Source organism: Heyndrickxia sp. FSL W8-0423 (genome assembly GCF_038009395.1).
Taxonomy (GTDB): Bacteria; Bacillota; Bacilli; order Bacillales; family Bacillaceae_C; genus Heyndrickxia; species Heyndrickxia sporothermodurans.
In genome coordinates this window covers 2,699,964-2,726,948 of record NZ_JBBPBE010000001.1, presented here as the reverse complement: position 1 = coordinate 2,726,948, position 26,985 = coordinate 2,699,964, and the positions used below count along the sequence as shown (strand labels likewise).

General features: G+C 34.7%; 23 protein-coding genes. 4 read left to right on the top strand and 19 right to left on the bottom strand.

The features are described 5' to 3' along the window. Nucleotides 1-166: 166 nt before the first annotated feature. The 11 genes from argH to MKY81_RS13770 form a co-directional block, all read right to left on the bottom strand. The gene (gene argH / locus MKY81_RS13820; RefSeq protein WP_327990642.1) at nt 167-1,540 is read right to left on the bottom strand and encodes an argininosuccinate lyase; all 1,374 of its coding nucleotides are present in this window, start codon (nt 1,538-1,540) and stop codon (nt 167-169) included. Between the two features lie 33 nt (nt 1,541-1,573). After that, nucleotides 1,574-2,785 carry an argininosuccinate synthase gene (locus MKY81_RS13815; protein WP_327990641.1) on the bottom strand — a complete coding sequence of 404 codons (1,212 nt, stop codon included), beginning with the start codon at nt 2,783-2,785 and terminating at the stop codon, nt 1,574-1,576. 72 nt (nt 2,786-2,857) lie between these two features. Then, nucleotides 2,858-3,841 carry an ornithine carbamoyltransferase gene (argF, locus tag MKY81_RS13810; RefSeq protein ID WP_107920623.1) on the bottom strand — a complete coding sequence of 328 codons (984 nt, stop codon included), beginning with the start codon at nt 3,839-3,841 and terminating at the stop codon, nt 2,858-2,860. 21 nt (nt 3,842-3,862) lie between these two features. Then, a complete protein-coding gene (gene carB / locus MKY81_RS13805) occupies nt 3,863-7,051 on the bottom strand; it encodes a carbamoyl-phosphate synthase (glutamine-hydrolyzing) large subunit (protein WP_341118075.1) in 3,189 nt (1,062 codons plus the stop codon). Further along, a complete protein-coding gene (locus tag MKY81_RS13800; RefSeq protein ID WP_341118074.1) occupies nt 7,038-8,114 on the bottom strand; it encodes a carbamoyl phosphate synthase small subunit in 1,077 nt (358 codons plus the stop codon). Before MKY81_RS13800 ends, carB begins: the two co-directional genes overlap by 14 nt. Nucleotides 8,115-8,118: 4 nt before the next feature. Continuing rightward, nucleotides 8,119-9,309: an acetylornithine transaminase gene (locus tag MKY81_RS13795; RefSeq protein ID WP_341118073.1), complete on the bottom strand. Its 1,191-nt coding sequence runs from the start codon at nt 9,307-9,309 to the stop codon at nt 8,119-8,121. After that, on the bottom strand, nt 9,303-10,085 hold the full coding sequence (gene argB, locus MKY81_RS13790) for an acetylglutamate kinase (protein WP_341118072.1): 783 nt from the start codon (nt 10,083-10,085) through the stop codon (nt 9,303-9,305). The genes MKY81_RS13795 and argB overlap by 7 nt, the downstream gene beginning before the upstream one ends. 25 nt (nt 10,086-10,110) lie before the next feature. Beyond that, entirely contained in the window at nt 10,111-11,358 is a 1,248-nt protein-coding gene (gene argJ / locus MKY81_RS13785) for a bifunctional ornithine acetyltransferase/N-acetylglutamate synthase (RefSeq protein ID WP_108073245.1), read from the bottom strand. A gap of 15 nt (nt 11,359-11,373) precedes the next feature. Continuing rightward, on the bottom strand, nt 11,374-12,414 hold the full coding sequence (argC, locus tag MKY81_RS13780) for an N-acetyl-gamma-glutamyl-phosphate reductase (protein ID WP_341118070.1): 1,041 nt from the start codon (nt 12,412-12,414) through the stop codon (nt 11,374-11,376). 207 nt (nt 12,415-12,621) lie between these two features. After that, nucleotides 12,622-14,685, bottom strand: coding sequence for a sensor domain-containing protein (locus tag MKY81_RS13775; protein WP_341118068.1), 2,064 nt, complete (start codon nt 14,683-14,685; stop codon nt 12,622-12,624). 307 nt (nt 14,686-14,992) lie between these two features. Further along, nucleotides 14,993-16,177 (bottom strand): beta-ketoacyl-[acyl-carrier-protein] synthase family protein, encoded by a 1,185-nt coding sequence (locus tag MKY81_RS13770; protein ID WP_341118067.1) that lies wholly within the window; start codon nt 16,175-16,177, stop codon nt 14,993-14,995. A 576-nt stretch (nt 16,178-16,753) separates the two neighbouring features. Here MKY81_RS13770 and kynB point away from each other — a divergent pair. The 3 genes from kynB (at nt 16,754) to MKY81_RS13755 (ending at nt 18,999) form a co-directional block, all read left to right on the top strand. Beyond that, complete coding sequence (gene kynB / locus MKY81_RS13765) at nt 16,754-17,383, top strand: arylformamidase (RefSeq protein ID WP_341118066.1); 630 nt, start codon at nt 16,754-16,756, stop codon at nt 17,381-17,383. 5 nt (nt 17,384-17,388) lie between these two features. After that, a complete protein-coding gene (kynA, locus tag MKY81_RS13760) occupies nt 17,389-18,210 on the top strand; it encodes a tryptophan 2,3-dioxygenase (protein WP_341118065.1) in 822 nt (273 codons plus the stop codon). 72 nt (nt 18,211-18,282) lie between these two features. Further along, complete coding sequence (locus tag MKY81_RS13755; protein ID WP_341118064.1) at nt 18,283-18,999, top strand: class I SAM-dependent methyltransferase; 717 nt, start codon at nt 18,283-18,285, stop codon at nt 18,997-18,999. 76 nt (nt 19,000-19,075) lie between these two features. Here the strand turns inward: MKY81_RS13755 and MKY81_RS13750 are convergent, their stop codons facing one another. From MKY81_RS13750 to MKY81_RS13730, 5 genes are all read right to left on the bottom strand, one after another. Continuing rightward, nucleotides 19,076-19,267 (bottom strand): hypothetical protein, encoded by a 192-nt coding sequence (locus MKY81_RS13750; RefSeq protein WP_341118063.1) that lies wholly within the window; start codon nt 19,265-19,267, stop codon nt 19,076-19,078. Between the two features lie 53 nt (nt 19,268-19,320). Continuing rightward, nucleotides 19,321-19,620 carry a hypothetical protein gene (locus tag MKY81_RS13745; protein WP_341118062.1) on the bottom strand — a complete coding sequence of 100 codons (300 nt, stop codon included), beginning with the start codon at nt 19,618-19,620 and terminating at the stop codon, nt 19,321-19,323. Nucleotides 19,621-19,687: 67 nt separating this feature from the next. After that, nucleotides 19,688-22,822, bottom strand: coding sequence for an AAA family ATPase (locus MKY81_RS13740; protein ID WP_341118061.1), 3,135 nt, complete (start codon nt 22,820-22,822; stop codon nt 19,688-19,690). Next, on the bottom strand, nt 22,819-23,964 hold the full coding sequence (locus MKY81_RS13735) for an exonuclease SbcCD subunit D (RefSeq protein WP_108073234.1): 1,146 nt from the start codon (nt 23,962-23,964) through the stop codon (nt 22,819-22,821). The genes MKY81_RS13740 and MKY81_RS13735 overlap by 4 nt, the downstream gene beginning before the upstream one ends. Nucleotides 23,965-24,108: 144 nt before the next feature. Beyond that, the gene (locus MKY81_RS13730; RefSeq protein ID WP_066233367.1) at nt 24,109-24,288 is read right to left on the bottom strand and encodes a hypothetical protein; all 180 of its coding nucleotides are present in this window, start codon (nt 24,286-24,288) and stop codon (nt 24,109-24,111) included. A 218-nt stretch (nt 24,289-24,506) separates the two neighbouring features. On the opposite strand from MKY81_RS13730, the gene MKY81_RS13725 reads away from it, so the two are divergent. Continuing rightward, nucleotides 24,507-24,935 (top strand): DUF2621 domain-containing protein, encoded by a 429-nt coding sequence (locus MKY81_RS13725; protein ID WP_108073233.1) that lies wholly within the window; start codon nt 24,507-24,509, stop codon nt 24,933-24,935. Between the two features lie 168 nt (nt 24,936-25,103). Here the strand turns inward: MKY81_RS13725 and MKY81_RS13720 are convergent, their stop codons facing one another. The 3 genes from MKY81_RS13720 to MKY81_RS13710 form a co-directional block, all read right to left on the bottom strand. After that, nucleotides 25,104-25,592 carry a CcdC family protein gene (locus tag MKY81_RS13720; RefSeq protein ID WP_066233361.1) on the bottom strand — a complete coding sequence of 163 codons (489 nt, stop codon included), beginning with the start codon at nt 25,590-25,592 and terminating at the stop codon, nt 25,104-25,106. Nucleotides 25,593-25,770: 178 nt separating this feature from the next. Next, nucleotides 25,771-26,130, bottom strand: coding sequence for a response regulator (locus tag MKY81_RS13715; protein ID WP_066233358.1), 360 nt, complete (start codon nt 26,128-26,130; stop codon nt 25,771-25,773). A gap of 130 nt (nt 26,131-26,260) precedes the next feature. Continuing rightward, nucleotides 26,261-26,974 carry a cytochrome c biogenesis CcdA family protein gene (locus tag MKY81_RS13710; protein WP_108073231.1) on the bottom strand — a complete coding sequence of 238 codons (714 nt, stop codon included), beginning with the start codon at nt 26,972-26,974 and terminating at the stop codon, nt 26,261-26,263. Between the last annotated feature and the right edge of the window lie 11 nt (nt 26,975-26,985).

Here is a 26,985-nt window from a genome sequence, read left to right as displayed (position 1 = left end):
AAAATGGATTCCAATTTATAATTGGGATCCATTTTTATTTAAGATTATTTTTTGTCCATCCCGAATAATCTTGCGGGCACTTCATTCTACTTACTACGCTCTTATCTTCCCGAATATAAAAAAGTTTCACCCATCTAAAATGAATGAAACCTGTAAGTTAATGCTATTAACTTAATTTACCTTCTGCCAATACAATTTGCTGTTTCACTTGTTCGGATGATGTTCCACCAAGACTATTTCTTGCTTCAACAACATGTTTTGGTTGTAATACATTAAAAATATCTTCTTCAAATAAAGGATTGAAAGATTGATATTCTAAAAGTGATAAATCTAGTAAGTACTTATTATGTTGGATAGCATATAAGACAATTTTCCCGATAATTTCATGGGCCTGACGGAACGGAAGACCTTTCGTCACAAGATAATCAGCAATATCTGTTGCATTCGAATAATCATTTGTTACCGCTTTAAACATTTGTTCTTTATTTACCGTCATCGTCTCAATCATAGGTGCAAGTAAACGTAGTGAACCGTTTAATGTTTCAACAGTATCGAGCATTCCTTCCTTATCTTCCTGCATATCTTTATTATAAGCTAATGGAAGACCTTTTAATACGGTTAATAATCCAATTAAATTACCGTAAACTCTGCCCGTTTTGCCACGCAATAATTCCGGTACATCCGGATTTTTCTTTTGCGGCATAATGCTGGATCCGGTACAAAATGAATCATCTAGTTCAACAAATTGATATTCTTGGCTCGACCATATGACTAGTTCTTCAGAAATACGAGAAATATGGATCATCATAATCGATGCAATGGATAAAAACTCTAATATAAAATCGCGATCACTGACGGCGTCTAAGCTATTAGGATATACGGTATCGAACCCTAATAGTTCTGCACTTCGATTACGATCAATTGGAAAAGTCGTCCCTGCTAATGCCCCGGCACCAAGTGGTGACCAATTAATACGTTTCAAGCTATCGATCAATCGTTCTTTATCTCTTTCAAACATCCAAAAGTAGGCAAGTAAATGATGTGAAAATATGATTGGTTGTGCCCTTTGCAAATGTGTATAGCCTGGCATAATCGTTTCGATATTTTCCTTTGATTGTAATAACAGGGCATTTTGAACCTGTTTAACTAGCTCAATTAATTCGCTCGTTTGTTTTCGTAAATATAGATGCATATCTGTTGCAACTTGATCATTTCTGCTTCTGCCAGTATGTAATTTCCCACCTACTGGACCAACTTCTTCAATTAATAATCGCTCAATATTCATATGAATATCTTCATCTTCTACGGAAAACTGGACTTCTTCATTTATAATTTTCTGTTCAATGGATAGTAAGCCTTGTTTAATTATTTCAACATCGTCCATTGGTATAATTCCACATTCGCCCAACATTTGTACATGTGCCAAGCTACCCTCTATATCTTCTAATGCCAGCTTCTGATCAAATGTAATAGAAGCTGTAAACTTTTCTACTAATTCATTTGTTTCTTTTGTAAAACGTCCGCCCCAAAGCTTTGTCATCTGCGTTGCCTCCTGCACGACTCTTAAAATCCGTTAGTTATTTACTTTCTGTTTCGAATGAATTTCAGAATATACTTTTGTTGGTAATCCCCATAATTTTATGAAACCAACTGCTGCATTATGGTCGAATGCATCTCCTTTTGAATATGTTGCGAGTTCTTCATTATATAAGCTATATGGTGATTGACGACCTATTACAACATGTGTACCTTTGAAGAGCTTTACACGGACTTTACCCGTAACCGTTTTTTGTGTTTCTTCGATAAACGCATCAATTGCCGGCTTTAACGGTGAATACCATAATCCTTCGTAAATGATTTTTGCTAATTGTTGTTCTACTGTTGATTTAAATTGCGTCACTTCGCGAGGCAATGTTAAAAATTCGAGTTCTTTATGGGCATTAATTAATAAAAGGGCTGCAGGATTTTCGTACACTTCACGTGATTTGATACCAACTAAACGGTTTTCAATATGATCAATTCTTCCAATCCCATGTTTGCCAGCGAGTTCATTGAGTGTTTCAATTAAATCAACTAGATTCATAGGTTGATCATTCAATGCAACCGGAACTCCTTTTTCAAAATCAATTTCAATATATTCCGCTTCATTTGGCGTTTTTTCAATTGGATTCGTCCAATCAAAAGCTTCTTCCGGCGCTTCGTTCCACGGATTTTCTAATACTCCCGCTTCACAGGCTCTACCCCAAATATTTGCATCTATTGAAAACGGATTATCTAAATCGATTGGAATAGGAATACCGTGTTGTTCCGCGTAGGCAATTTCCTCATCACGAGTCATTCCCCATTCACGTACAGGTGCGACCACTTTTAATGTTGGATTCAATGCTTGGATGGAAACCTCAAAACGTACTTGATCATTCCCTTTTCCAGTACATCCGTGTGCCACTGCCACGGCCCCCTCTTGTTCGGCCACATCTACTAGTAACTTAGATATTAACGGTCTACTTAATGCTGAAGATAATGGGTATTTTCCTTCATATAACGTATTCGCCTTTAAGCTTGGTAAAATATAATCGTTAGCCAGCAATTCTTTTCCATCTATCATTACTGCCTTAATTGCTCCGACATTAAGAGCCTTTTGACGAATCGCCTCTAAGTCTTTTCCTTCACCTACATCTATGCCTAATGCAATAACATCGTATCCATACTTTTCTTGTAACCACTTAATTGAAACAGATGTATCTAATCCACCTGAATAAGCTAGAACAATTTTTTCTTTCGTCATGTCTATCTCTCCTTTGTATAAATAATTATAAACATGCATTTTTATTCATGTCAATCAAAAAATAAAAAATGACTACTCTTTTTGTGAAGAACCTCCCATTAATACTTTTAATATTGCTTTCTGTGCATGTAGTCGATTTTCCGCTTCGTCAAATACAACCGAATGTGTTCCATCAATAATTGCTGCTGATACTTCTTCCCCTCTGTGAGCGGGTAAACAATGAAGAAAAATAAAATTATCATTTGCATATTTGCATAAGTTCTCATTTATTTGATAAGCTTCAAAATCGATTAATCGTTGATGATTTTCTTTTTCCTGTCCCATACTAGCAAACACATCTGTGACAACAATATCTGCGTTTTTCATCATTTTGACGGGATTAGAATCAATTTCAATGGTCGATCCCCACTTTTTAGCATCTATTTTTGCCTTATTAACGATTGTCTTATTCGGTTCATAACCATTTGGAGTAGCTACTGAAATATTCATCCCAACTTTAGCAGCACCTTCTATTAATGAATGACACATATTGTTATTTCCGTCGCCAACGAAACACATTTTTAACCCCGTTAGCTTCCCTTTATGCTCATAAATAGTTAATAAATCCGCCATTACCTGTGTGGGGTGATGCATATTCGTCAATCCATTTATGACTGGAACAGAGGAATGCTCGGCAAATGTTTCAATAATTTCATGCTCAAAAGTTCGAATCATTAATCCATCTACATATCTTGAAAGTACCTTTGCTGTATCCTCGATTGTTTCTCCTCTGCCAAGTTGAATATCTTTAGAGCTTAGAAAAATAGCATGACCACCAAGCTGCAGCATGCCTACTTCAAACGAAACGCGAGTACGTGTAGAAGCCTTTTCAAATATCATGCCTAATACCTTTCCATTTAAAACGGAGCCCGATCGACCAGATTTTTGAATTTTTTTCAGTTCTATTGCCTCGTTTAAAAGAAAAAGTATCTCTTCGCTTGATAACTCTCCAATCGTTAAAAAATGTTTGCTCTTTATCTTCATTTTATGTTGTTCAAATGGGATGACACTTTGCATTTCAAATCTTCCTTTCTATTATTATTTATTCACGAAGCTGTATTTATAATCATTAAGTGATTTCACTTTAATTTCCTTCGATTTTTTTATAGTCAATACTGATTCAAAAGTATCTAAAGATGTAAAAAGTGGTATTTCATACTTTAAAGCAAGCTCCCTGATATAGCTTCCGAATTTCTCTTTGTCCCTTCCCTTGGTTGGAAGAATAATTGCTCCATCAAACTTTTCCTTATCAAAGATTTCACTTACCTTTTGCTTTTCTTTTTCAATAGAAACTGCCATTACTCCATTTTCTATTAAACTTCGTGCAGTCCCTTCAGTCGCATAGATTTTACAATTGATCTTCTTTATGAATTGAATGAATGTCTCCTTTTCCCGATCATTGATTGAGCAAAAAAGAGAAAGAGAGTCATCACGATCCGTCTCATTTACATTCATAGCTTTACATAATGCTGTTTCATACGTATTACCTAAACCTAGTACTTCCCCTGTTGATTTCATTTCCGGTCCTAAAATCGGGTCAACATCCTGTAATTTCCGAAAAGAAAAGACCGGTGCTTTAATAGAAGTAAATGCCGCTTCCGATGCGATTCCAGTTTGTTCTAGAGACTTTCCAAGTTGGACGGAAATCCCGATATCAATAATTGGAATACCAGTAATTTTGCTTAAAATTGGTACAGTTCTTGAAGCACGTGGATTTACTTCCAGACAATAGATTTGCTGTTGATGGATGACAAACTGGATGTTTGCAACTCCGACAATTCCAGCTTCTTTACATATTTTTCTTGTATAATAATGTAAAAGTTGCTTTTCCTTCGTAGTTAATGTTTTTGGCGGGTATACACTGATACTGTCCCCCGAATGAACACCTGCTTTTTCAATATGTTCAAATATACCGGGGATAAATACATCATTCCCGTCACTAATACAGTCCAGTTCACATTCCAAACCAGGAAGATACTGATCAACTACTAATGGCCAGATTCGTTCATCCGTATATGTCAAGGTTGACAAATAGCTCTCCAGCTCTTCCCCGCTATAAAGTATCGACATCGATTGGCCACCGATCACATAAGATGGGCGAATTAAGACAGGATAACCTAAGTGATTGGCGACTTTTTTAACCATTTCATTGTTATAGGCTATTTCCCCTTTAATATGAGGTATGTTCAAATTATTTAGTAGTTGATAAAATTGTTGCCGATCTTCTAATAAATCAATCGACTCCAATGATGTACCAAAAATGTCAACTCCAACCTTTACAAGTTCTTCTGCTAAATTTATCGCTGTTTGTCCGCCAAACTGAATAAAAACACCATCTGGTTTTTCCTTTTCAACGATATGAAGTACATCTTCAAAAGTTATCGGCTCAAAATATAATTTATCGGCAACTGAATAGTCTGTGCTGACTGTTTCGGGATTATTATTAACAACAATCGTTTCATATCCTTGTTTTTTTAATGCCAAAATTGCATGTACACAACAATAATCAAACTCAATTCCTTGGCCGATACGTATTGGCCCGGAACCAATAATTAGCGCCTTTTTCTTATTTGTTACGTTTACTTCGTCCATACCATTCCAAGTTGAATAATAGTACGGAGTTTGTGCCTCAAATTCCCCTGCACAAGTATCGACCAATTTATAGGATGGAATAAGATGATGCTCTTTTCTTTTATGTCTTATTTGTTGTTCTTTGCACTTTAGAAGTGAACTAATATATTTGTCACTCATATTCATTTTCTTTGCCTTCTCTAATTTCTCAATCGGAATCTCGTCAATTGTATATTGCTTCATTGTTTGTTCAAAATTAATCATTCCTGCAATTTTGTTCAAAAACCAGTAATCTATTTTTGTCGATGCATATATTTCATCTACAGGAACCCCTTTTCTAAATGCTTTGGCAATAGCAAATAAACGAAGATCTGTAGGGTCGTTTATATGATATTTTAATTGTTCATCCGAAAATTGTTCAACATAAGGGTGTGAAAGACCATCTACCTTATATTCGATTGAGCGCAATGCTTTATTTAAAGCCCCTTCAAATGTACGATCAATTGCCATTGTTTCTCCCGTTGCTTTCATTTGCGTCCCTAGTTGACGGTTTGCTTCGGGAAATTTATCAAATGGAAAACGCGGCAGCTTCACGACAATATAGTCTAGTGCCGGTTCGAATGAAGCAAATGTTGTTCCCGTCACTGGATTTATAATCTCATCTAAGTGATAGCCAATCGCACATTTTGTTGCTATTCTGGCAATTGGATAGCCTGTTGCTTTTGAAGCGAGCGCCGATGAACGACTAACCCTAGGGTTTACTTCAATAATATTGTACTGATTGGAATTCGGATCCAAAGCAAATTGAATATTGCACCCTCCAATCACTCCCAGTGCACGAATAACCTTTAATGAGGCATTACGAAGAATTTGATATTGTACGTCTGATAATGTTTGCGACGGAGCTACAACAATTGAATCTCCAGTATGTACACCGACTGGATCAAAATTTTCCATATTACATACAATAATACAAGTATCATTGACATCTCTTACAACTTCATATTCTATTTCTTTCCACCCTTTAATACTTGTTTCCACTAAAACTTGATTAATTGGACTAAGTGATAATCCTTTTTGCAAAACAGTAATTAGCTCTTCAAAGCTATTTGCAAAGCCCCCTCCTGCACCGCCTAATGTATATGCCGGACGGATAATAACCGGAAACCCTATTTTTTCAACAAACTTTATTCCCTCATCTACACTATGAACAATCATCGATTGAGGAATAGGCTCATTTATTTGAATCATTAATTTCCTGAACTTTTCACGATCTTCTCCTTTTTTGATCGAATCTACAGAAGTACCTAGTAATGTCACATTATATTTTTCTAAAATATTTTTTTCATAAAGTTGAACAGTTATATTTAATCCTGTTTGCCCGCCTAGTGTACCGATTACACCATCAGGTTTTTCAATTTTAATAATTTCCTCTACCGTTTCTACAGTAATTGGTTCGATATAAATTCGATCGGCAATTTGCTCATCCGTCATAATTGTTGCTGGATTACTGTTTAATAGTACAACTTCAATACCTTCTTCTTTCAATGCGAGACAGCTTTGGGTCCCGGCATAATCAAATTCAGCTGCTTGCCCAATCACAATGGGGCCGGATCCGATGACGAGAACTTTTTTTATGTTGTTATTGTAAGGCATACTGCATTACTCCCATTTTTTGTTTAAGTAAATTGATGTATTTTTCAAAGATATATTCAGTATCCATAGGACCAGGATGTGCCTCAGGATGAAATTGTACAGTGATAATTGGTAGCTGGCGATGCTCTAAGCCTTCAATCGTTCCATCATTTACATGTTTGAATGTAACAATAAACTGTTGTTCGTCAATCGTTTGATCAATAACAACATATCCATGATTTTGTGATGTGATAAAAACTTTCCCTGTTATCACATCTTTCACTGGATGATTTCCCCCACGATGTCCAAAATGGAGCTTTTTCGTTTTTGCTCCATATGCTAATGCGATTAATTGGTGACCTAAACAAATTCCGAGGGTTGGAAACTTTTGCGTGATTGCTTTTATCTTTTTCAATTGATTACTCACTGCAAGTGGATCTCCAGGTCCATTACTAATCACTATCCCATCTGGATTTAGGCTGTATATTTTCTCTAGCGGATAATCATACGGAACGACTGTTACCTTACAATGAGAATCTAGCAAGTAATGTAAGATTGATTTTTTGAAACCAAAATCCATGAGCATAATATGAGGACCATTGTTTTCATATGTTCGAATCTCTTTAGAAGTTACTAGATCAACGAGTTGTGTATCATTTAATGATGGTTTTGGACTTACCTTTCGAGTGGAAATGATTCCTTTAACCGTTCCTTTTTTCCGAATGGTTTTCACTAATTCTCTCGTATCTACGTTCGTTAAACATGGGATATTATGTTTTTGTAAAATATTTTCCATCGAATTTGTCTGAGTAAAATGACTTGGATGACTACAAAATTCACTCGTAATAATTGCCTTCACATGTGGGATGTGACTTTCATTGTCATTATTATTCACTCCGTAATTACCTATTAATGGATAAGTAAATACGACAATTTGACCTGCATAGGAAGGATCTGTCATAATCTCTTGATATCCTGTCATACTTGTGTTAAAAACGATTTCCCCACAAACTTCAGAAATGTTTCCGATTATTTCTCCTTCAAAAACTTCTCCTGTTTCAAGAGTTAAATAACCTGCAATCATTGTTTCATCCCTCCATTTCATACAAAATTTTATTAAAACTATAAAGAAACTGATCAATCTCTTCTACCGTTACAGTCAACGGAGGAAGTAATCTGACAACATTTCGACCAGCTGTTAAAATAAGAACTCCTTCCTTCCGGGCAGCTTCTACTATTTGATTGGCATTACAATCCACAACAATCCCAATCAATAATCCCTTTCCTTGAATAGATTTAATAGTTGGATGGGCTTTTTTTAAGTAGTTTAATCCATCCCATAAATAGGTAATCATTTCGTTGTTTTTAGAAATAATATTGCTCGTTAAAAATTGAACCGTTGCCATTCCTGCTGCTGCAGCTAATGGGTTTCCACCGAATGTACTTCCGTGTGTGCCAGGCACAAATGATTTTGCAATTGGATTTTTCGCAAGCATAGCACCAATCGGAAAACCAGATCCTAGTCCTTTGGCAAGTGTAACAATGTCTGGTTCAAAGTCATATTGTTCATAGGCAAACATCGTTCCTGTCCGCCCCATACCTGTTTGAACTTCATCAACGATAAGTAAAATATTGTTCTTCTTACAAATCGTTACAAGTTTCTCTATCCATTCTTTTTTTGCAGGGATGACGCCACCCTCACCTTGAACAAGCTCAAGCATAACGGCAATAGGAGTAATTGTTTCGATTTTTTCCAGATCTTTGACATCATTATAAATAAGATAATGAAAACCTGGCATTAACGGGGCAAAGCCTTTTTGCACCTTTTCTTGCCCAGTAGCCGATAATGTAGCGAGGGTTCGACCATGAAACGATTGTTTAAAAGTGACAATAACCGGCGATACATTTCCCTTTACATTGTTCGCATAAATTCTTGCTAGTTTAATAGCTGCCTCATTAGCTTCCGCACCACTATTACAGAAAAATGCTTGATCCATACAACTGATTTTCGTTAAAAACGAGGCTAATTTCTCTTGAACCTGAATATGATATAAATTTGAACAATGCCATAACATATTTAATTGTTCTTCTAATGCCTTTTTCACTGTATCCGGCACGTGACCAAGGTTGCATGTAGCAATTCCCGAAGTAAAATCTAAGTATTTATTCCCTTCCATATCCCAAACATAGCTGCCTTTTCCTTTTTGTAAATGAATAGGCGCTCTTTGATACGTATTCATAACTGGAGTAATTGCAGGATCCAAGATTCCATTTAACATGTAATTCCCTCCATAAATTTAGTGCCAATCATCTCACCGCTCACTAACTTCAGTAATGCATTTTCATCCATACCATTAATTATCGAAACTTCTTTCACTCCGGAGCGTAAACATTCAATGGCTGCATTCACTTTAGGAATCATGCCGCCGGTTATAATTTGATTGGAAATCATGTTTTCCACCTCTACGTCTTGTATAAAATGAAGGATTTTACCTTCTTTGATTACTCCAGCTACATTCGTAACCATACATAATGATGCATTGATTTCCCTTGCAATAGCTGCTGCTGCGGTATCACCATTAATATTCCAATGCTGTCCGTTTCGATCAATGGCAATAGGAGAAATAACCGGGATGACATGTTCATCTAGTAATTTATCTAGTAAACTCTTTTTTACGGAAACGACCTCTCCGACAAAACCAAGTTCGTGATGTTCTCCAAACTGCTTTGCCTCTAGGAGCATACCGTCAATGCCACTTAGTCCAATAGCCTCCCCGCCATTTGCAATAATATTCCGAACAACCATTTTATTAGACGAACCCGACAAGACCATTTCAACGATTCTTAAAACTTCCTTCGAGGTAACGCGTATTCCATTAATAAATCTTGTTTCAATATCCAGCTTCTTAAGAAGTGTAGTTATATCCGGTCCTCCGCCATGCACGATGATTGGTTTCATCTTTCCACTTTTCATAATGTCTACGATGTTCGAATAAAAAGAACTTGAAATGTTCTCCAGTACGCTGCCTCCACATTTAATAACAATATAGGACAATCCTCACCAGCCCCTTCTTTCAGCTTTAAGTTCGATAAGATGCATTGATTTTGACATAGTCGTACGTTAAATCACATCCCCAGGCAACCGCATTTCCACTGGCAGCAGATAAATCAACAAAAATTTGAATCGTTTCATTCTGTTGCAAATAATATGCTGCGTCTTTTTCGGAAAACGAAAATGGGAGTCCGTTATCCAATAATTTAAACGGCCCTAGGGATACATTCATTTTTGTAGGGTCCAGTTCAATACCGCTATAACCAATAGCTGCTATAATTCTCCCCCAATTGGGATCTTCGCCATATATAGCTGTCTTAACAAGATTTGAACCAACTATTGCTTTCGCAACCTTTTTGGCATCTTGATCAGTTTCGGCACCTTTAACTTGTACTTCGATCAGTTTTGTTGCTCCTTCCCCATCTCTTGCTATTTGTTTTGCTAATGATTGACATACTAATTTCAAACATTGTTCAAATGCATGCCACTCAGGATGTGCTGGAGTTAATTCTTTATTTCCAGCTTTGCCATTAGCCAGAATAAGGACCGTATCATTTGTACTCGTATCACCATCGACCGTAATCATGTTAAATGTTTCATCCGTTACCTTTTTTAATGATTGATTAAGTGCATCTTGCTGGATATTTGCATCTGTCGTAATAAATGCTAACATCGTTGCCATATTGGGATGGATCATTCCCGAACCTTTTGCTGCCCCGCCAATCGTTACAGTTTTACCATCAATTTTCAGCTCCGCACATGCATGCTTAACAAATGAATCCGTTGTTAATATCGCCGCTTCAAAGCTAGCTGCATCGTTTTGTTGATAAAAATCAGTCATATTCAATATTCCGTTTTCAATCTTTTCTATTGGTAATTGTTCACCAATTATTCCTGTTGAACTAACAGCTATTAAGTGTTCACGGACACCAAGATGTTCCGCAAATTTTTGTCTCATTAAAAGGGCGTTTTTCAGTCCTTCTTCTCCCGTACATGCATTCGCATTTCCTGAGTTAACGATGACGCCTTGTATTTTCCCACTGGATTGAATACTATCTTGCGTTACTTTTAATGGTGGTGCTTGAAATAAATTTGTTGTGTATACTGCAGCTGCTGTTGCAGGTACTTCCGAATAAAGCCAAGCCAAATCCAATCTTTTCCGTTTAATGCCACAAAATAATCCACCTGCTAAAAATCCTAAGGGTGATGTTATACTTCCGTCTATTAAACTTCCTTTGTTTTCTTTTAACGTATCCACTTGATTAACACTATTCATCCAAATTTCCTCCTTTTACGGATATAACGGTACGTTTTCTAAGCCTGTTTTTTCATACCAAGCATTTATTACGTTCATATTTTGAATCGCTTGACCAGCCGCACCTTTAACGAGATTATCAATGACTGAAACGATTACTAAACGGTTCGTCCTTTCGTCAACTCTTAAACCAATATCACAAAAATTGGAACCTGTTACTTCCTTTGTTGCAGGCCATTCATTTGCTGAACGGATACGAACAAAATATTCATCTTTATAAGTCTCTTTATATAAATCAATCATTTCTTGTGTTGAAATAGTTTCCTTTAGATCAGCATAGATCGTGCACATAATCCCTCTCGTCATTGGAACCAGATGGGTAGTGAAGGATATCCGTGCTTCCTCTCCACTTATTACATTTAGCAGTTGCTCAATTTCCGGAATGTGTTGGTGCAGACCAATTTTATATGCTTTCATATTTTCATTGATTTCTGCAAATATATTACCTATGGATGTATTTCTTCCCGCCCCCGAAATACCTGATTTGCCATCAATAATGATGGATTTCTGATCAATCCATTTTGCCTTCAATGCAGGATATACTCCAAGAATTGTGGCCGTTGGATAACATCCAGGGTTTGCAATTAAATGCCCATTTTTTATTTCTGAACGGAATAACTCGGTTAATCCATATGTAGCGTTTTGTAACAACTCATATTTTCCTTGAGTGTTTTTGTACCATTTTTCATAAAGAAGCCCATCCTTCAATCGAAAATCGCCAGACAAATCGATACATCTAATACCTTTTTCCAGAAGTGGGGGAATAATTTCTTTTGACACGCCGGATGGTGTTGCAAAAAAAAGTAAATCTACATTACTAGCAATTTCTTCAATATCAATTTTCTCAAGGGTCATCTCATATACATCGTTTAAATGGGGATATTGCTCAGTCAGTTTACATCCTTGTGTTGAATGAGAGATGACTTTTTCTACACTTACGAGTGGATGTTGTTTCAATAATCTAAGTAGTTCGACACCTCCGTAGCCATTAGCACCTATGACTCCAACTTTCACCATAATCACCTCCGTTAATTTTGAATCATTATAACAACTAATGAATAACTATACAATATTTTTTAAAAAAATAATTATTTTATCCTATGTATTAATAAATAATTTAACAAACCTGTATAAACAAATGAATAATAATACATCTGCTCGCATATTCCCATAAAATAAAAAACCCCTTAAGTTGACTTCATAGTCCAACTTAAAGGATTCATTTCAACTAAACGGATGTTCTTTCGGTTTTGATATAAAGTATCCTTGCCCGGTATAACAATCCATGTTTTTTAAATATTGTAATTCTTCCTTTGTTTCAATTCCTACGGCAATTACATCTATTTGTAATTTTTTTGTGACGGATATAATGCTTTGAACAATTGTTGCATTCTTATTATTCAAAGAAATGTTTTTTACTAATGATCGATCGATTTTAAGTACATCAATTGGGATTTTCCCTAAATAATTTAAAGAAGAGTATCCTGTACCAAAATCATCAATGGCTATTCTAACTCCTAATGATTTTAAAGACTCTATTATCTCAATTACTTTTTCATGATTGGTCATGGCTATCTTCTCAGTTATTTCAAGTTCTAAATAAGTAGGATTTAGTTGTGTTTCATCTAAAATTCTAGATACTTTGTAAACAAAGTCCCCCTCTAAAAATTGTTTCATTGAAATATTTACTGCAATTTTTATTGGATCTCTACCTTCAATATTCCATTCTTTACATTGCTTACAGGCGGTTAGTAACACCCACTCACCAATCTGATTTATTAAGCCAACTTCTTCTGCAACTGGAATAAACTCACTTGGTGGAACCATTCCAAATTCTTCGCTATTCCACCTTAACAAGGCTTCCGCACCTATAACAACGTTGTTTTTTAAATCTAATTGCGGTTGATAAACTAATGTAAATTCTTCTGCATCAATAGCCTTTCTTAATCCCTTTTCAATCATCATTTTACGGTAAAACGTTTCTTTCATATCAGACTGAAATAATTTGTAACCATTTTTCCCTTTTTCCTTTACGAAATACATTGCGGTGTCCGCATTTTTCATCAACGTTTCCGCATTTTCGCCATCTTCTGGAAAAATACTAATACCGATACTTGGTGTAATAAAAAGGGGATTTCCTTTAATCGTTAGCGGCTCTTTAAACTTTTTAAGAATCTTCAAAGCAAATAACTCGGCTTCAATCGCACGGCTATTCGGTAAAATGATTGTAAATTCATCTCCGCCAATTCGGTATACTAAAAAGTCTTCATTTTCTTCACTGCAAGTTTCTAGTTGGTATGCAACTAATGAGAGTAACGTATCTCCGGTTGCATGGCTCATTGTATCATTTATATATTTAAATCGATCTAAATCGAGAAAAAAGACCGCGAAATGCTTGTTGTGAGTTTTTGCATTTTCTGTGAATTCGATTAAGTCGATATTAAACTTGCGACGATTCGGCAAGCCCGTTAATGTATCATGAAAAGCTAAGTATTTCATTTCTTCTTCTTGTTTTTTTCTTTCCGTTATATCGGTAGAAACACCTAGAATAATTTTTTCATCATTATATGCTTCAATCGGAATTTTTACTGATTGTAACCATATTTTATTTCCATTTTTATTCAAGGTAATTTCCTCGGGAACACATTGTTCATTCATTTCGTTAATTTCATACAGTTTTTGTTCCTCTTTTTCATCATAAAGGATTTCCACCGAATGACCTTCCAATTCCTTCGGTACCTTTTTATATAATTGAGCAAAAGCTTTATTTACAAGTGTAAATTCTTTTTTTTCGTTTATAGCATAAATCAAACTAGGATTCATATCGATCGTTGTTCGCAAAAACTCTTGGTGTTTTTTAATTTCATCATTCATACTCTTAATTTTCTTTTGATGAATTCTTATTATTGTAATGAAAATAGATGTAGCAAAAACAATAACTGCTAAACTACTCCCTAGTAATTTACTTTGTGGGAAAACATTTAGAAAGCCTATAGTATAACCTAACGTAGTAGCTACTATAAATTGTCTTGTATTGGATTTCATCTGCTTATCTTCAATTTTTGCTGATAATAGAAAACAAAAAAATAGACAAATAAACATTATGATAAGCATGGAAAAATAGAATCCACTACCTTTTCCACCAATGGGAAACAAGAAATTTGATCCATCTATCCCATTCATCATTACAAGCTTATTCACACCATAAGGACTCATGCCGATTAAAAATACGACTAATCCCCAAGCGGACAATAGAATAACTGTATACCTGCTTACAATAAACCGCAACCAACTTTTGTTAAAATTAGGAGATAGTTCAGTAAACAAGAGGTAACATATATACATTAAATTTGGGGCTAAAAAAATCGATCCCCATCTAAATAGCCTAAATAAAAATTCTATTGTGTATATGTCAAATATTTTATGAGCATAAAGGACCGCAACACTCAATTGCCATAAAATAATATTAATAAGAAACAAAAATAAGGAAATTGAAATTCTAGAGCGTTCCAAAATAAATAACCCTAAAATTCCAATTATCAAAGGAAAACAAGCAAATAAAGTCATCATTATATACATTAAATAATCACACCTATTAATGATAACGAGAGATAAGTAAACACGTATTATTCCCTCCATTACCATGTGTAGTTATCGCAACATGTTTAATTTCTTGATATTGCGTTTCTAAAACGATCGGCAAATCCTCATAACCATCTGCGTTCGTTTTAATTGTTGGTGGAATAAATCCATATTCCATCGAGATAAGAGCAGATATAACCTGGATAGCTCCCGACGCTCCAAATGGATGTCCAATCATCCCTTTGATAGAAGTGATAGGAACACTAGCACCAAACATGGATTGATGGGCTTTATATTCGACTGTATCGTTAGTTATTAATCCAAGTGCCTGGCTATTAACATAAGAAGGAATATAGTTACCAATTGCCCCTTTTAACGCTTTTGCCATTGTTTGTCCAGTTAAATCCGTTTGATACATTGGTAAAGAGTCATTATTAGCATACCCATTCATAATGGTACCTAAAATGTTGGCTTTTCTTATTTTCGCATCATTTTCACGTTCTAAAACAAGAATACCTGCACCTTCTGCCATTACAAATCCTTTATGCTTTAATGAAAATGGGACTCCAGTGTTTAGGATATCCTCATCCAATTGAATAGACTTAAGTTTCAAAAAACCTAATGAGATCCAGTCTCCTAGGCAAGCATCTGCTCCGCCAACAATACAAACATCAGCTTGTCCTGTTTCTAATAGAAGTTTCCCAAGTAATATTGCATCAGAACTGGCTGCGCATCCCGTAGTGAGTGTATAAGATTGATTTTTCACGCCGATATGTGTCGCAACTGAAGAGGATAATGTATGTGGGTCTCCTAATGAAACACTTTCTATAGGAAAAGTCTCGTATTTCTTAAAGTTTTCTGAGTTTCTTTCTAATTCTCTTAATCCTCCAGCGGAAGTACCCAAAATAACTGCTACTCTCTGATTCTTTTCAAATATGATTTGTGCCATTTTTATTGCATCATCAGTTGCAGCCATAGCTATTCTACTTAATCTTGGATATCGTTTATAATTTTTTCCGTTTATAGTTTGGAAATCATCACGAATAACTCCAGCAACCATTTGATGAATTCCATTTTTACCTTTTGTTTGTACCAATTCATGTGTACAGATTCCGTTTTCTAAAACTGATTTAAATTGGTGTTTTGAAAATGCTCCGGGAATTTTTAAACCAAAACCTGTCACTACTACTTTTCTCATAATTTTCTTCCTTTTACTTAAATAATCAATACTTAATTATATTTAATAGATTAATAGTTAGTCAAACCTAAAAAATTAATGCGTAAGCATATTATAGCCTTTATAAAGAGAAAATAGGAATGAAAATTTATCAATTCTATTTTACTCCAAATCCGCATTAATATGCTATAGTATCTGTTTACTATTTTTTGGATTATAGGTCAGCAAGTAAATAAATCCATTTGTAAAATAAGATAATCCCACAATAATATTGTGAAATTATCTTATTTTTTATAGAGAAATGGTTGTTCAATTGTGACAATTTTGTTTCTCATTAATTTATCATCTAGCTTTCATTTGGATTTAGGATTTATCGATTACTATATAAACAGTTGCAACGAACATTGCAGCAAATACCTTTTTTAAAACTAGGCCCCCCCAAATAGTCTAGTTAAACCCCTTTTATTTCCGGTCGTCATGGCCGGCTTTTTTTTGAATTGATACCTTTCCATTCTTTCTGTATTTTTCACGAAATATTCTGAGCATATATTGTATAATAATAATAGATTCGATAAGTTACATCTTTAGGAGGTACATATGAAACTAATTGATATTTCAAAACCATTGACGAACTCAATTGCGGTATGGCCAGGAGATACTCCATTTTCATATGAAGTAGAAGTAACAAAGAAGCAAAGTGGATCTGTTAATATTGGTAAGGTTACGATGAGTACCCACACTGGAACCCATATAGATGCTCCCTTTCATTTTGATGATAATGGAAAGAGAGTGAAGGATCTTAAGCTATCCATTTATATCGGTCCGGCTAGAGTGATTGATGTTTCCAAGTTTACTAGTATTGGTGCAGAAGAACTTCAAGGATTTGATTTAGGGAATGAATCAAGACTATTATTGAAAACGGATTCATCCACAAATCCCGAAGTTTTTCCTACTAATATTCCTTATTTACAATCTAATATTGGGCCATTTCTAAAGGAAAAAGGGATTGAGCTAATTGGAGTAGATGTTCCTTCCGTCGATCCTCTTGATAGTAAGTCTTTAGATGCACATCATGCCTTGTCCAGTAATGGCGTCCATATTTTAGAAAATATCGTTCTTAAAGATGTAGAACCCGGACGTTATGAATTGATAGCTCTGCCATTACCTATTCAAGAAGCAGACGGCAGCCCTGTACGTGCAGTTCTAAGAATGCTTGAAGGAGTGTGAAGTTTATGTCAAAGGAAAATGAAATTTATACTAATTTTATTAATCGTATGACCTATGGAGAATACCTCCACCTAGACACTCTTCTAACTAGTCAAAAAAGATTATCTGATCATCATGATGAAATGCTATTCATTATAATCCATCATGTAAGTGAACTTTGGATGAAGCTTATTTTACACGAACTGCAGGCTGCGATTGATTCCATTTCAAAAGGGAATTTATCTCCTGCTTTTAAAATGTTATCACGAGTTTCGAAAATACAAACCCAAATTATCCATGCATGGGATGTGCTTGCAACATTAACACCTGCAGAATATATGGAGTTTCGCGATAAGTTAGGTCAGGCATCCGGTTTTCAATCATACCAAAATCGATTAATCGAATTTGCATTAGGATATAAAACTCACCATATACTAGAAATCTATAAAAAAGACAGCGACTTGCATAAACAGTTACAGATCGCCTTGCAAGCTCCAAGTTTATACGATGTTTCCATTCAAGCATTGGCGGCAAATGGTTTACATATTCATTCCGAATTATTAACGAGGGATTTTTCACAACCATATAAAGCGGATCCGAGCGTAGAAAACGCCTGGCTTGAGGTATATAAAAATGTTGATAAATATTGGGATTTATATGAACTTGCCGAAAAACTTGTTGATATTGAAGATTCGTTTCAGCAATGGCGATTTCGACATATGAAAACCGTAGAACGAATCATCGGTCATAAAAAAGGTACCGGAGGCTCTGCTGGTGTTACTTACCTAAAAAAAGTACTTGACCATCGTTTTTTTCCCGAATTATGGGATATTCGTACTAAGTTATAAAATAAACATATAACTCTTTCAAGCTTCTAAACATATAGTGAAGGAATGAGGAAATTGAAGGAGTGAAAAATATTGGCCTATTCATATCAAGATGCCCTTGCTTATTATGGAGTCGGGGGAGCGCATCCTGGAGGGTTATCCTTAACAAAACAAATCTTTCAAAATGAAAATATTACCCCTACTACTAAAATTTTAGATGCAGGATGTGGCACAGGACAAACCTCTGCCTATCTTGCAGAAAGGTATAAATGTGATGTTACAGCCTTAGACATTCATCCAGTCATGATTGAAAAGGCAAAAAAACGATTTAAAGAGAGACATCTCCCAATTAAAACGATACAAAGCAGTGTAGAAAACATCCCTGTTCCAGATCAATCCTATGATTATATTCTATCAGAATCAGTAGCGATATTTACAAATATCAAAAAAACATTGACGGAATACTATAGAGTTTTAAAAAAAGGGGGCATTTTAATTACTATTGATATGACAGCTGAAGTTCCATTACATTCATCAGATACAATGATGATTTCTAATGTATATGGAATTTCCCATGTTCTAACTGAGAATGAATGGATATCCCTTCTACGTGAAGTTGGCTATCATAAGGTCAATGTGCTACGTTCGGATTCTCTTTCTTCACATATCAATAATAACTTGGAACAACCTGAGTTTCACATATCTCCTTCAATCGATCCTAAGCTAATGGAAATTCTCCAAAATCATCAAAATGTCACATCACTATTAGCAAATAAAATTGGGTATCGTATTTTCAAATCGAAGCGATAAGAAGGTGTAGTTGTATAATTCCAAACTCATTTCACCTGCGAAAACCCCTTTCTTAAATGAAAGGGGTTCGTAATTTTTATACATGTTGTTTTTTAAACCATTTACGTATAAAGAGTATGTTCATTATTATTGAGGCTATTGTCAGTAGGATAAAAATTAGTCCAATAATGAAATATCCCATTTTAAAGGCAATAATCGAAAAGGTGGCGATTGCTAATAGAATAATCCACCCAAATAGGATTGTTGCGACATAATAACTTTTTTCCATATGTATCACCACCATGTTCACAAATAAAGAGCTTCAATTATATATAGCTATAACTAATACGGGAAAACGGATTGTTTCTGCTTTTTTGGTTTAAAAAGTGAAAGAACAAGCCAATTAATTGTGTTTATTATCGACATTGATAGAATATAGTAAACAATTCCGGGGATAAGCGTTAATATAATACCCCAATTGATCACTATCCACCATATTAATCCAATTATATGTAGTGAAAAGTTAATGATGGTTGCTTCAATTAATGGTTTTTTATAAATTTCAAATTTCCTCAACCGAAACATACTCCAAACGATTGATCCAATGAAAGCCAATCCAACAAAACTAAAATAAATAATCACATTATCCTACCTCCCCTTACAATATATGAAGGGGTGGGTAGATAATGCCTCAAAACCATAGTGCTATCTAATTTAGAAAATGAAACTCTGTTTTACTACCATTTTGACTAGAATAAACTTCAAGTCGCGCATCGATGCGTTCTTTTAATTCGGGAACATGAGAAATTATCCCTACAAGTCTTCCACTATTTTGTATATCCATTAATGATTCAATCGCTTGGTCTAATGATTCCGGATCGAGCGTTCCAAACCCTTCGTCTATAAACATCGTTTCAAGTGAAACACCGCCGGAGTGCTGTTGGACAACATCAGCAAGTCCTAATGCAAGTGCCAAAGATGCCTTAAAGCTCTCCCCGCCAGATAGCGTCTTCACATGGCGTTCCTGCCCGGTATATTGATCGAAAATCAATAACTCTAAACCGCTTTGGACATTCCCCTTTGATCGATCTGTTTTTCTAAGTAAGTGATAACGTCCACTTGTCATTCTTGTTAACCGTGTATTAGCAACTTGCAAAATATCATCTAGAAATGCAGCAAGGACGTATCTTTCAAATGTGATCCGATACGTATTTTGGCCTTTTGAAATATCGGATAGATGACCAATTACTTTATATTTTTCCTCTGACTCTTTAATTGTAAGATTAATCTTTTCTACCTTGTCAGCGATCTTTTCATTATGATGTATCTTCATTAGTATATTTGAATGGTTGGTAGATAAGTTCTGCATATCGTTTTCTAATTCGATAAATTGTTGCTTTAACCTATCGATTTGCGGCTTTTCAACATTTTTGAGAAGCTCTTCTATTTCTTGATAACGATCTGAAACGGAGCGAAACTCTTCTCGATAATTTTGAACCTGTTGTTCTAGTTGTTTGATTGTTTCTCTCTCTCTTTTTGCCTGTGAAAATTGTTGGTATCCGCTAAATCCCTCTTCACTTAACATATTGATGAACTTTTTTCTTTCTTCTTTTAATGTTCCTTCTGACTTTGTTAATAAGTCTAATAGTTTCTCATTGGAAGCTCGATTTCCTGAAAGCTGTTCTTTTAACTGTTGAACGTATAGTTTTGCATTTTCAAAATCTTGTTCCAATTGTTGTTTTTGCTTTGTTAAACTTTTAACTTTCTTTTCATATACATCTATTGTTTGAATTTCATTTGGAATATTTTTCAATGAGCTTTGAATAGATGTATTTAACTCTGTATAACGCTTAGCGATTTCTCTTTCGTTTTCTAAGTATGATTCTTCATTGTTTCTTTCCTGTTTTCGTTTACCTTCCAGTTGTTCAATATCTTTTTCGATTTGATTAAATTGTGAGATTTTCATTTTTTGTTCGTTAATTAACTGATTTTTCTCCACAAGTTTTTCTTCGTATAACCTTAACGTTTGTTCCACATTTTCAAGTGATAGTTCTGGAATGATAACTGTCATCTCTTCTTTTTGTTCTTCGATAGAGACATTCAAGTGTGTAAGGCTCGATTTAATTTCGAACCAGTTTGTTTCTATCTTTCTGTATTCATTTTCTAATTTTTCCACTTCTAATTTCGCACTTTTCAAATCTTTTTCGGTAGGAATTTCTTCATGTATGATTGATCGATTTGGGTGATGGGTAGATCCACAAACCGGGCAAGGGTCACCTTCTATTAATGTTTGCGCTAATAAGCCTGCTTGTCCTATCTGCCACTTACGTTCTAAAGTGGAAAGGGTGTTTTTAGCATCTTCAAGCCTTACCTTTGCATATTCATACAACTTTCCTTTTTCTTCTAAATCACCCTTTGTTTTGGCTTCTTTTTGCATAAGATCAGCGATTTTTCGTAATTTGTGAATAATGTTTGTTAATTGATCTAATTCCTTTTCATTTTTCAATGAAAGTAATTTTAGTTCATCTACCCATTTTTGTTCATTTCTTTTCTCATTTATATTTTTTTCAATTTGTTCGATTTGTTTTTTAGTTTGTTCGATTTTTAACTCAATGATTTTATATTCTTTTCCAAGAGTTTGGAGCTCTTTTTTTCGATTTGCCAATGAGTAAACTTCGTCTTTTAAATTCGTTACTTTAACTAATTCATCTGCGATTCGATTACGCAAATCTGATTTTTCTTCCTCTTGTTTTAATCTAATTTCAGCTTGTTCTAATAATGATGCTATCCGTTCTAGCTGATTCTTTGAATGTTGAAAATCCGCTTTATATGTATCATATTCCTTTTTAATTCGATGACAAAGTTGATCTTGCTGTTCTAATCTAGAGGCTTTATATGCCTGCTCAATTTCAACTTTCATTTGATCATAATAATCTTTTTTAGACTCCAAAAAATCTTTTTCTTTTTTGAGACGGTCGCGATTAGCAAATTGTTTTAAAAGAGTTTCCGCTTCATCGACTTTTTTCTTGGACTCATCGCGCTCTAACTTTTTTTGTTCCATTTTCACTTGGAGTTCCACGGCCATTTGCTGCATTTTCTTGATTTCGGCCGTTAACATTGGAATTATTTTCACGTCATTAATGATGTCTTCTTCAATTTCCGACTGCAAGTCTTCATTTTCAATTTGATAAATTGATTTCAATGCCATGGATCGTTCTTCTATCTTCGCTTCAACATATTTTTTTAATGTCGCAGCTTCTTCCTTTAATTGTTCTTCAATTCGTTTATACAACTCTGTATGAAAAAGTCTTTGTAAAATCTGTTCTTTATCCTTACTTTCAGAGGTTAATAATTTTCGGAACTCTCCTTGCGGGATCATGAGGATTTGACGAAACTGATTGGCATCCAATTGAATAATCTCTTTAATTTTTTCATCTGTATCACGTACATTCGCCGCTAAAATTTGCTTATCTCCAGTCTCGTTAAGCAAATAAAGTTCTGCCTTAGCACCTACGGTTGTAAAGCCATCACCACGGCTTTTTCGCTTTTCTTGCTGCGGGGAACGCCATATAAAGTAGGTTTTATTTCTTAATGAAAATTGCAATGAAACTTCCGTAGGCAGCTCATCTTTCGCAAATTGGCTACGAAGCTCATTACCATTACGGTCCTCACCACTTGCTTTCCCATAAATAGCGAAACTGATGCCATCAAAAATGGTCGTTTTTCCAGAGCCCGTCTTTCCGGAAATAACAAACATTGTTCGATTGCCTAGCTCTGTAAAATCAATCACTTCTTTTTCCGCATAGGGGCCGAATGCTTGCATCATTAATTTTAATGGCTTCATAGATTACGAGACTCCCCTTTCACCCGATCAATGATACTTATCATCAAATCTCTTTTTTCTTGACTAAATTCTGATGTCGTCATTTCTTTATAAAACTCTTCAAATAACCTAAGTTCCGATTTCGATTGTCTTTTTACGGTATTAATAGATAGTTTTTCTTTTACATCGATTTGATCGATCTTTTTCTCTAAATGCAGTACATTCGGATACACTTGTCTTAGTTTGTTAATTGGATCTAATATAGCTCCTTCATCATGAAGTACTACTTTGAGGTAATCATCTATCTTTTGATTTTGATAAAAAGAAGGATCTAATAGCTCTTCAAGATATCCCGAAATTTCTCTCATATCTTGTCGGGGTGTTAGTATTCTCTCCTCTATTTCTAGTTTACCGTTAGGATCAATTGTGACGATTGATACAGATTTCCTTTGTTTCGCTTCTGAAAAAGAATACTTTAATAAGGAGCCGGAATATTTAATCGTATCATGTTTAATCGCATGCGGGCTGTGCAAATGTCCTAAGGCGGTATATGTAAATGGCCTAAAACAATCGGCAGGAACACTTCCTGTGCCACCAACAGATAAAATTCGTTCAGAATCACTTGTCGAACCACCGGCGACAAATGCGTGTCCAATTAAAACATTGGGTTCATTTGGGTTCATTGTCTTTTCTATTTGTCCAACTATTGATTTCATTGCATCTTCATGCGAATGGATAGATGAATCATCTAATAATTGACGGACAATACCCGGTTCTGCGTATGGAACGAGATAAAAATTAACTCCATTTAAATAGATTGGCTTAATTTCCTTTAACAACTTACCTTGCATATAAAAATGACTTTGACGATACCATGTTGAACCGAAAGATAGTCTTTCCGCACTATCATGATTACCGGAAATCGCCAAAATCGGAGTTTTTAATTCTACATTAATTTTAAATAATATCTCATCTAATAGATTTATAGCATCTGTAGGCGGCACGGAACGGTCATATAAATCTCCTGCAATAATCACTGCATCCGGCTTTTCTTCTTCGACCAATTTAACAAATTGTTCAAGTACTATCCGCTGTTCGTCTGTCATATATATTCCATGTACAAGCTTTCCTAAATGCCAGTCAGCTGTATGAATAAATTTCATTCAAATCACCTCAGGTGCTTTTTATATTCTTCTTATTATATCAAAATGAAGCATTTTAATAGAAGGGAAATTGAATGAAGGAATTATGTCATAGGATCAAAAAAGCAAAACCCTGCATAAAAAAGCAGAGTATTACTTATTGTATCATTTATTAAATCCTTTGGATTTAACATGTATTTTATTGAGAAGAGTTATATATTCAGCAAACATTTTACTGTTACACGGCTCATTTTGCATGATTCCTAAAATGATTTGTGCTTCGGCTTGAAGCATTTGATAACTTTTACAGTGATCGATTCGTTTTTGGAAATCTAATTGATCCATTCAATCACCCTCCGACCCACGAAAATGGATTTATGTTAGAATATGAAAATCTCACAATAAATCCATAGGTAAAAAGACCTATTGAACGAATAAAATTTTCTCCTTGAACTATTTTATTTAATTTTCCTATAATCATTCCTTGTATTTTACTTGTGATAACATTTCCAAATTGTCTATAATAGAAAATGATATGCTTTAAATAGATTGAGGTGAAGCACATGCTAAATGGCTGGTTTTTATGGTTTATTTTGTTTTGGGTAGTCATATTAATTAGTTTATTTGCAATCGGCGGTTTCTTTATGTTTCGAAAGTTTTTAAAGAGGCTTCCAAAAGAAGATGGGAAATCGATTTTAGATTGGGAAGAACATTACGTAAATCAAACGCGTAATCTTTGGACTCCTGATCAAAAGGAGTTATTAGAGGAATTAGTGAGTCCGGTTCCCGAATTATTTAGAGATGTGGCAAGACAGAAAATCGCTGGAAAAATTGGTGAAGTTGCGCTCGAAGAGAACGCAAAACAAATAAATCGCGAGCATGTAATTAGAGGATATATATTAGCAACACCAAAGCGAGATCATAAGTTTTTAAGAAAAAAACTACGTCAAATGGAAATAGATGAAACACCTTATGAACATTTGTTCCAATAGGAAAGAAAATCGCCGCTTTTTTAGCGGTTTATTTTTTTATACAAGAAATGGAGGAAAATCTGTTATTACTGAACTAGAGAATTCTAAAGAATAAATTATAAATTTACATAAAAAAGCGAAACGAATGCGTTTCACTTTTTAAACTTATATTAAATTAGACGTTCAATTTCATATCCCTTTAATCTGCACATCATTATTAAGTGTGCCGAGCAATCTACGATATTGAATATACATCGCTAGTCGCCAAGGAACAATCATTCCAAATGCTAATAAATAAAACATTCCGCTAAGTTGCCCAACGTTTATTTCGGCACTCAATATAAGCTTTGCTACTAGCCTTATTAAAAGAAGGCCGATTAGGATAAATCCGAACGCTTTTGATCTTTTTAAATATATATCATTTTCTCGAATTTCAAATCTAGACGTTTTTACTAAAACGATTGAAAATAGCATTCCTACCAAAACCGCTTCGACAATTTCGGATAACGTAACTCGAAAAAATGGTTCAACAAACATTAGCATACCCGTACTCATAAAGATAGGAGGTAAAATTATTTTCTTTGCTGATGCTGGTTTATGTGATGCTTTCATCCGGACAAATATAACAAAAAGTCCCATGCACAAGGCAAAAATAGATGAAACAATTATTTCGAGCATATATGATCAACCTCTTTTACTTTGATGTTTATATAAGCTTGTAAATGCCTTATCTATTATAACGGATTTCTCCCAAAAACGAAATCAAATAAAAGAAGGTTATCTCACTAAATATGATTCATTCATATAAAAGACACCTTCGTTTACCTACTTAATCAACAGGAATATTTAAATAACTTTATTTTAGAACACGATCGATTGCTTCGTTCACACGAATTTCATTGAATGGCTTAACGATATAATCCTTTGCTCCCGCATCAATTGCATTCATAACCATTTTTTGCTGTCCCATTGAGGAACAAATAATGATTTTTGCCTCCGGAAACTCTTGTATGATTTGCCTTACAGCTTCAATACCAGTCATCTCGGGCATAGTAATATCCATTGTGACTATTTCAGGCTGTAGTAAGCGATACATTTCAACCGCTTCCCGGCCATTCTCAGCTTCACCAATTACCTCATGATCAGCTAATTCTAACATTTTCTGTAAGGTTACTCTCATAAATTTAGCATCATCAACTACTAATACTTTAGCCAAAGATGTTTCCCCCTCATCTTATATGTAATTAACTAACAGAACGATAATTAATTGCATATATAATAAATATAGCAAATATTTTTAATACGGTGCAAACCATAAACATACAATTTTCCGTTCAAAAAGAATATTAGAATCCCTTAAATCCTCCAAAAAAAGCGGACATATAGCCGGTAAGCATTGTCATCCAATCAAAAAATAAGAAGATTCCCATTACAATCATAATATAACCACCTATTTTAACAATTCTATTACTATTTCTACGAATCCATTTAAGCTTTCCAATAAAGAAAGAAAGAATAAAAAATGGTACTGCAAAACCGATGATATAGGCGATCATATAAGGCAGTGCAGAATTGGGATTATTTAAACCAAGATTAATTACAGCCCCTAATATTGGGCCTGTACAAGGTGTCCATCCTGCAGCAAAAGCAAGTCCAATTAAAATTGATCCAAAATAACCAGCCGGTCTATTTTTAAATTGAAAACGATGTTCTTTCATCAAAAAATCCGGTTTTAAAAATCCAACAATTATAAATCCAAAAATTACAATGATAATTGCACCAATTTGTCTAAGTAAATCTTGATAATCCTTAAACAAACTACCAATTAACGAAGTACCAAAACCAAGTCCAATAAAAACTATTGAAAATCCAAGAATAAAACATAAAGTATGTAAAAGACTTCGCCTCTGTAACATAGCATTTTCATTTTTTAATTCATTCACTGACATGCCAGTTATATAGGATACAAACGCTGGATAAAGCGGTAAACAACATGGAGATATAAAACTTAAAAATCCCGCACCTAGCGCTAGAAATATATTTAAATCTACTTCAGTCATGCTAAACAACT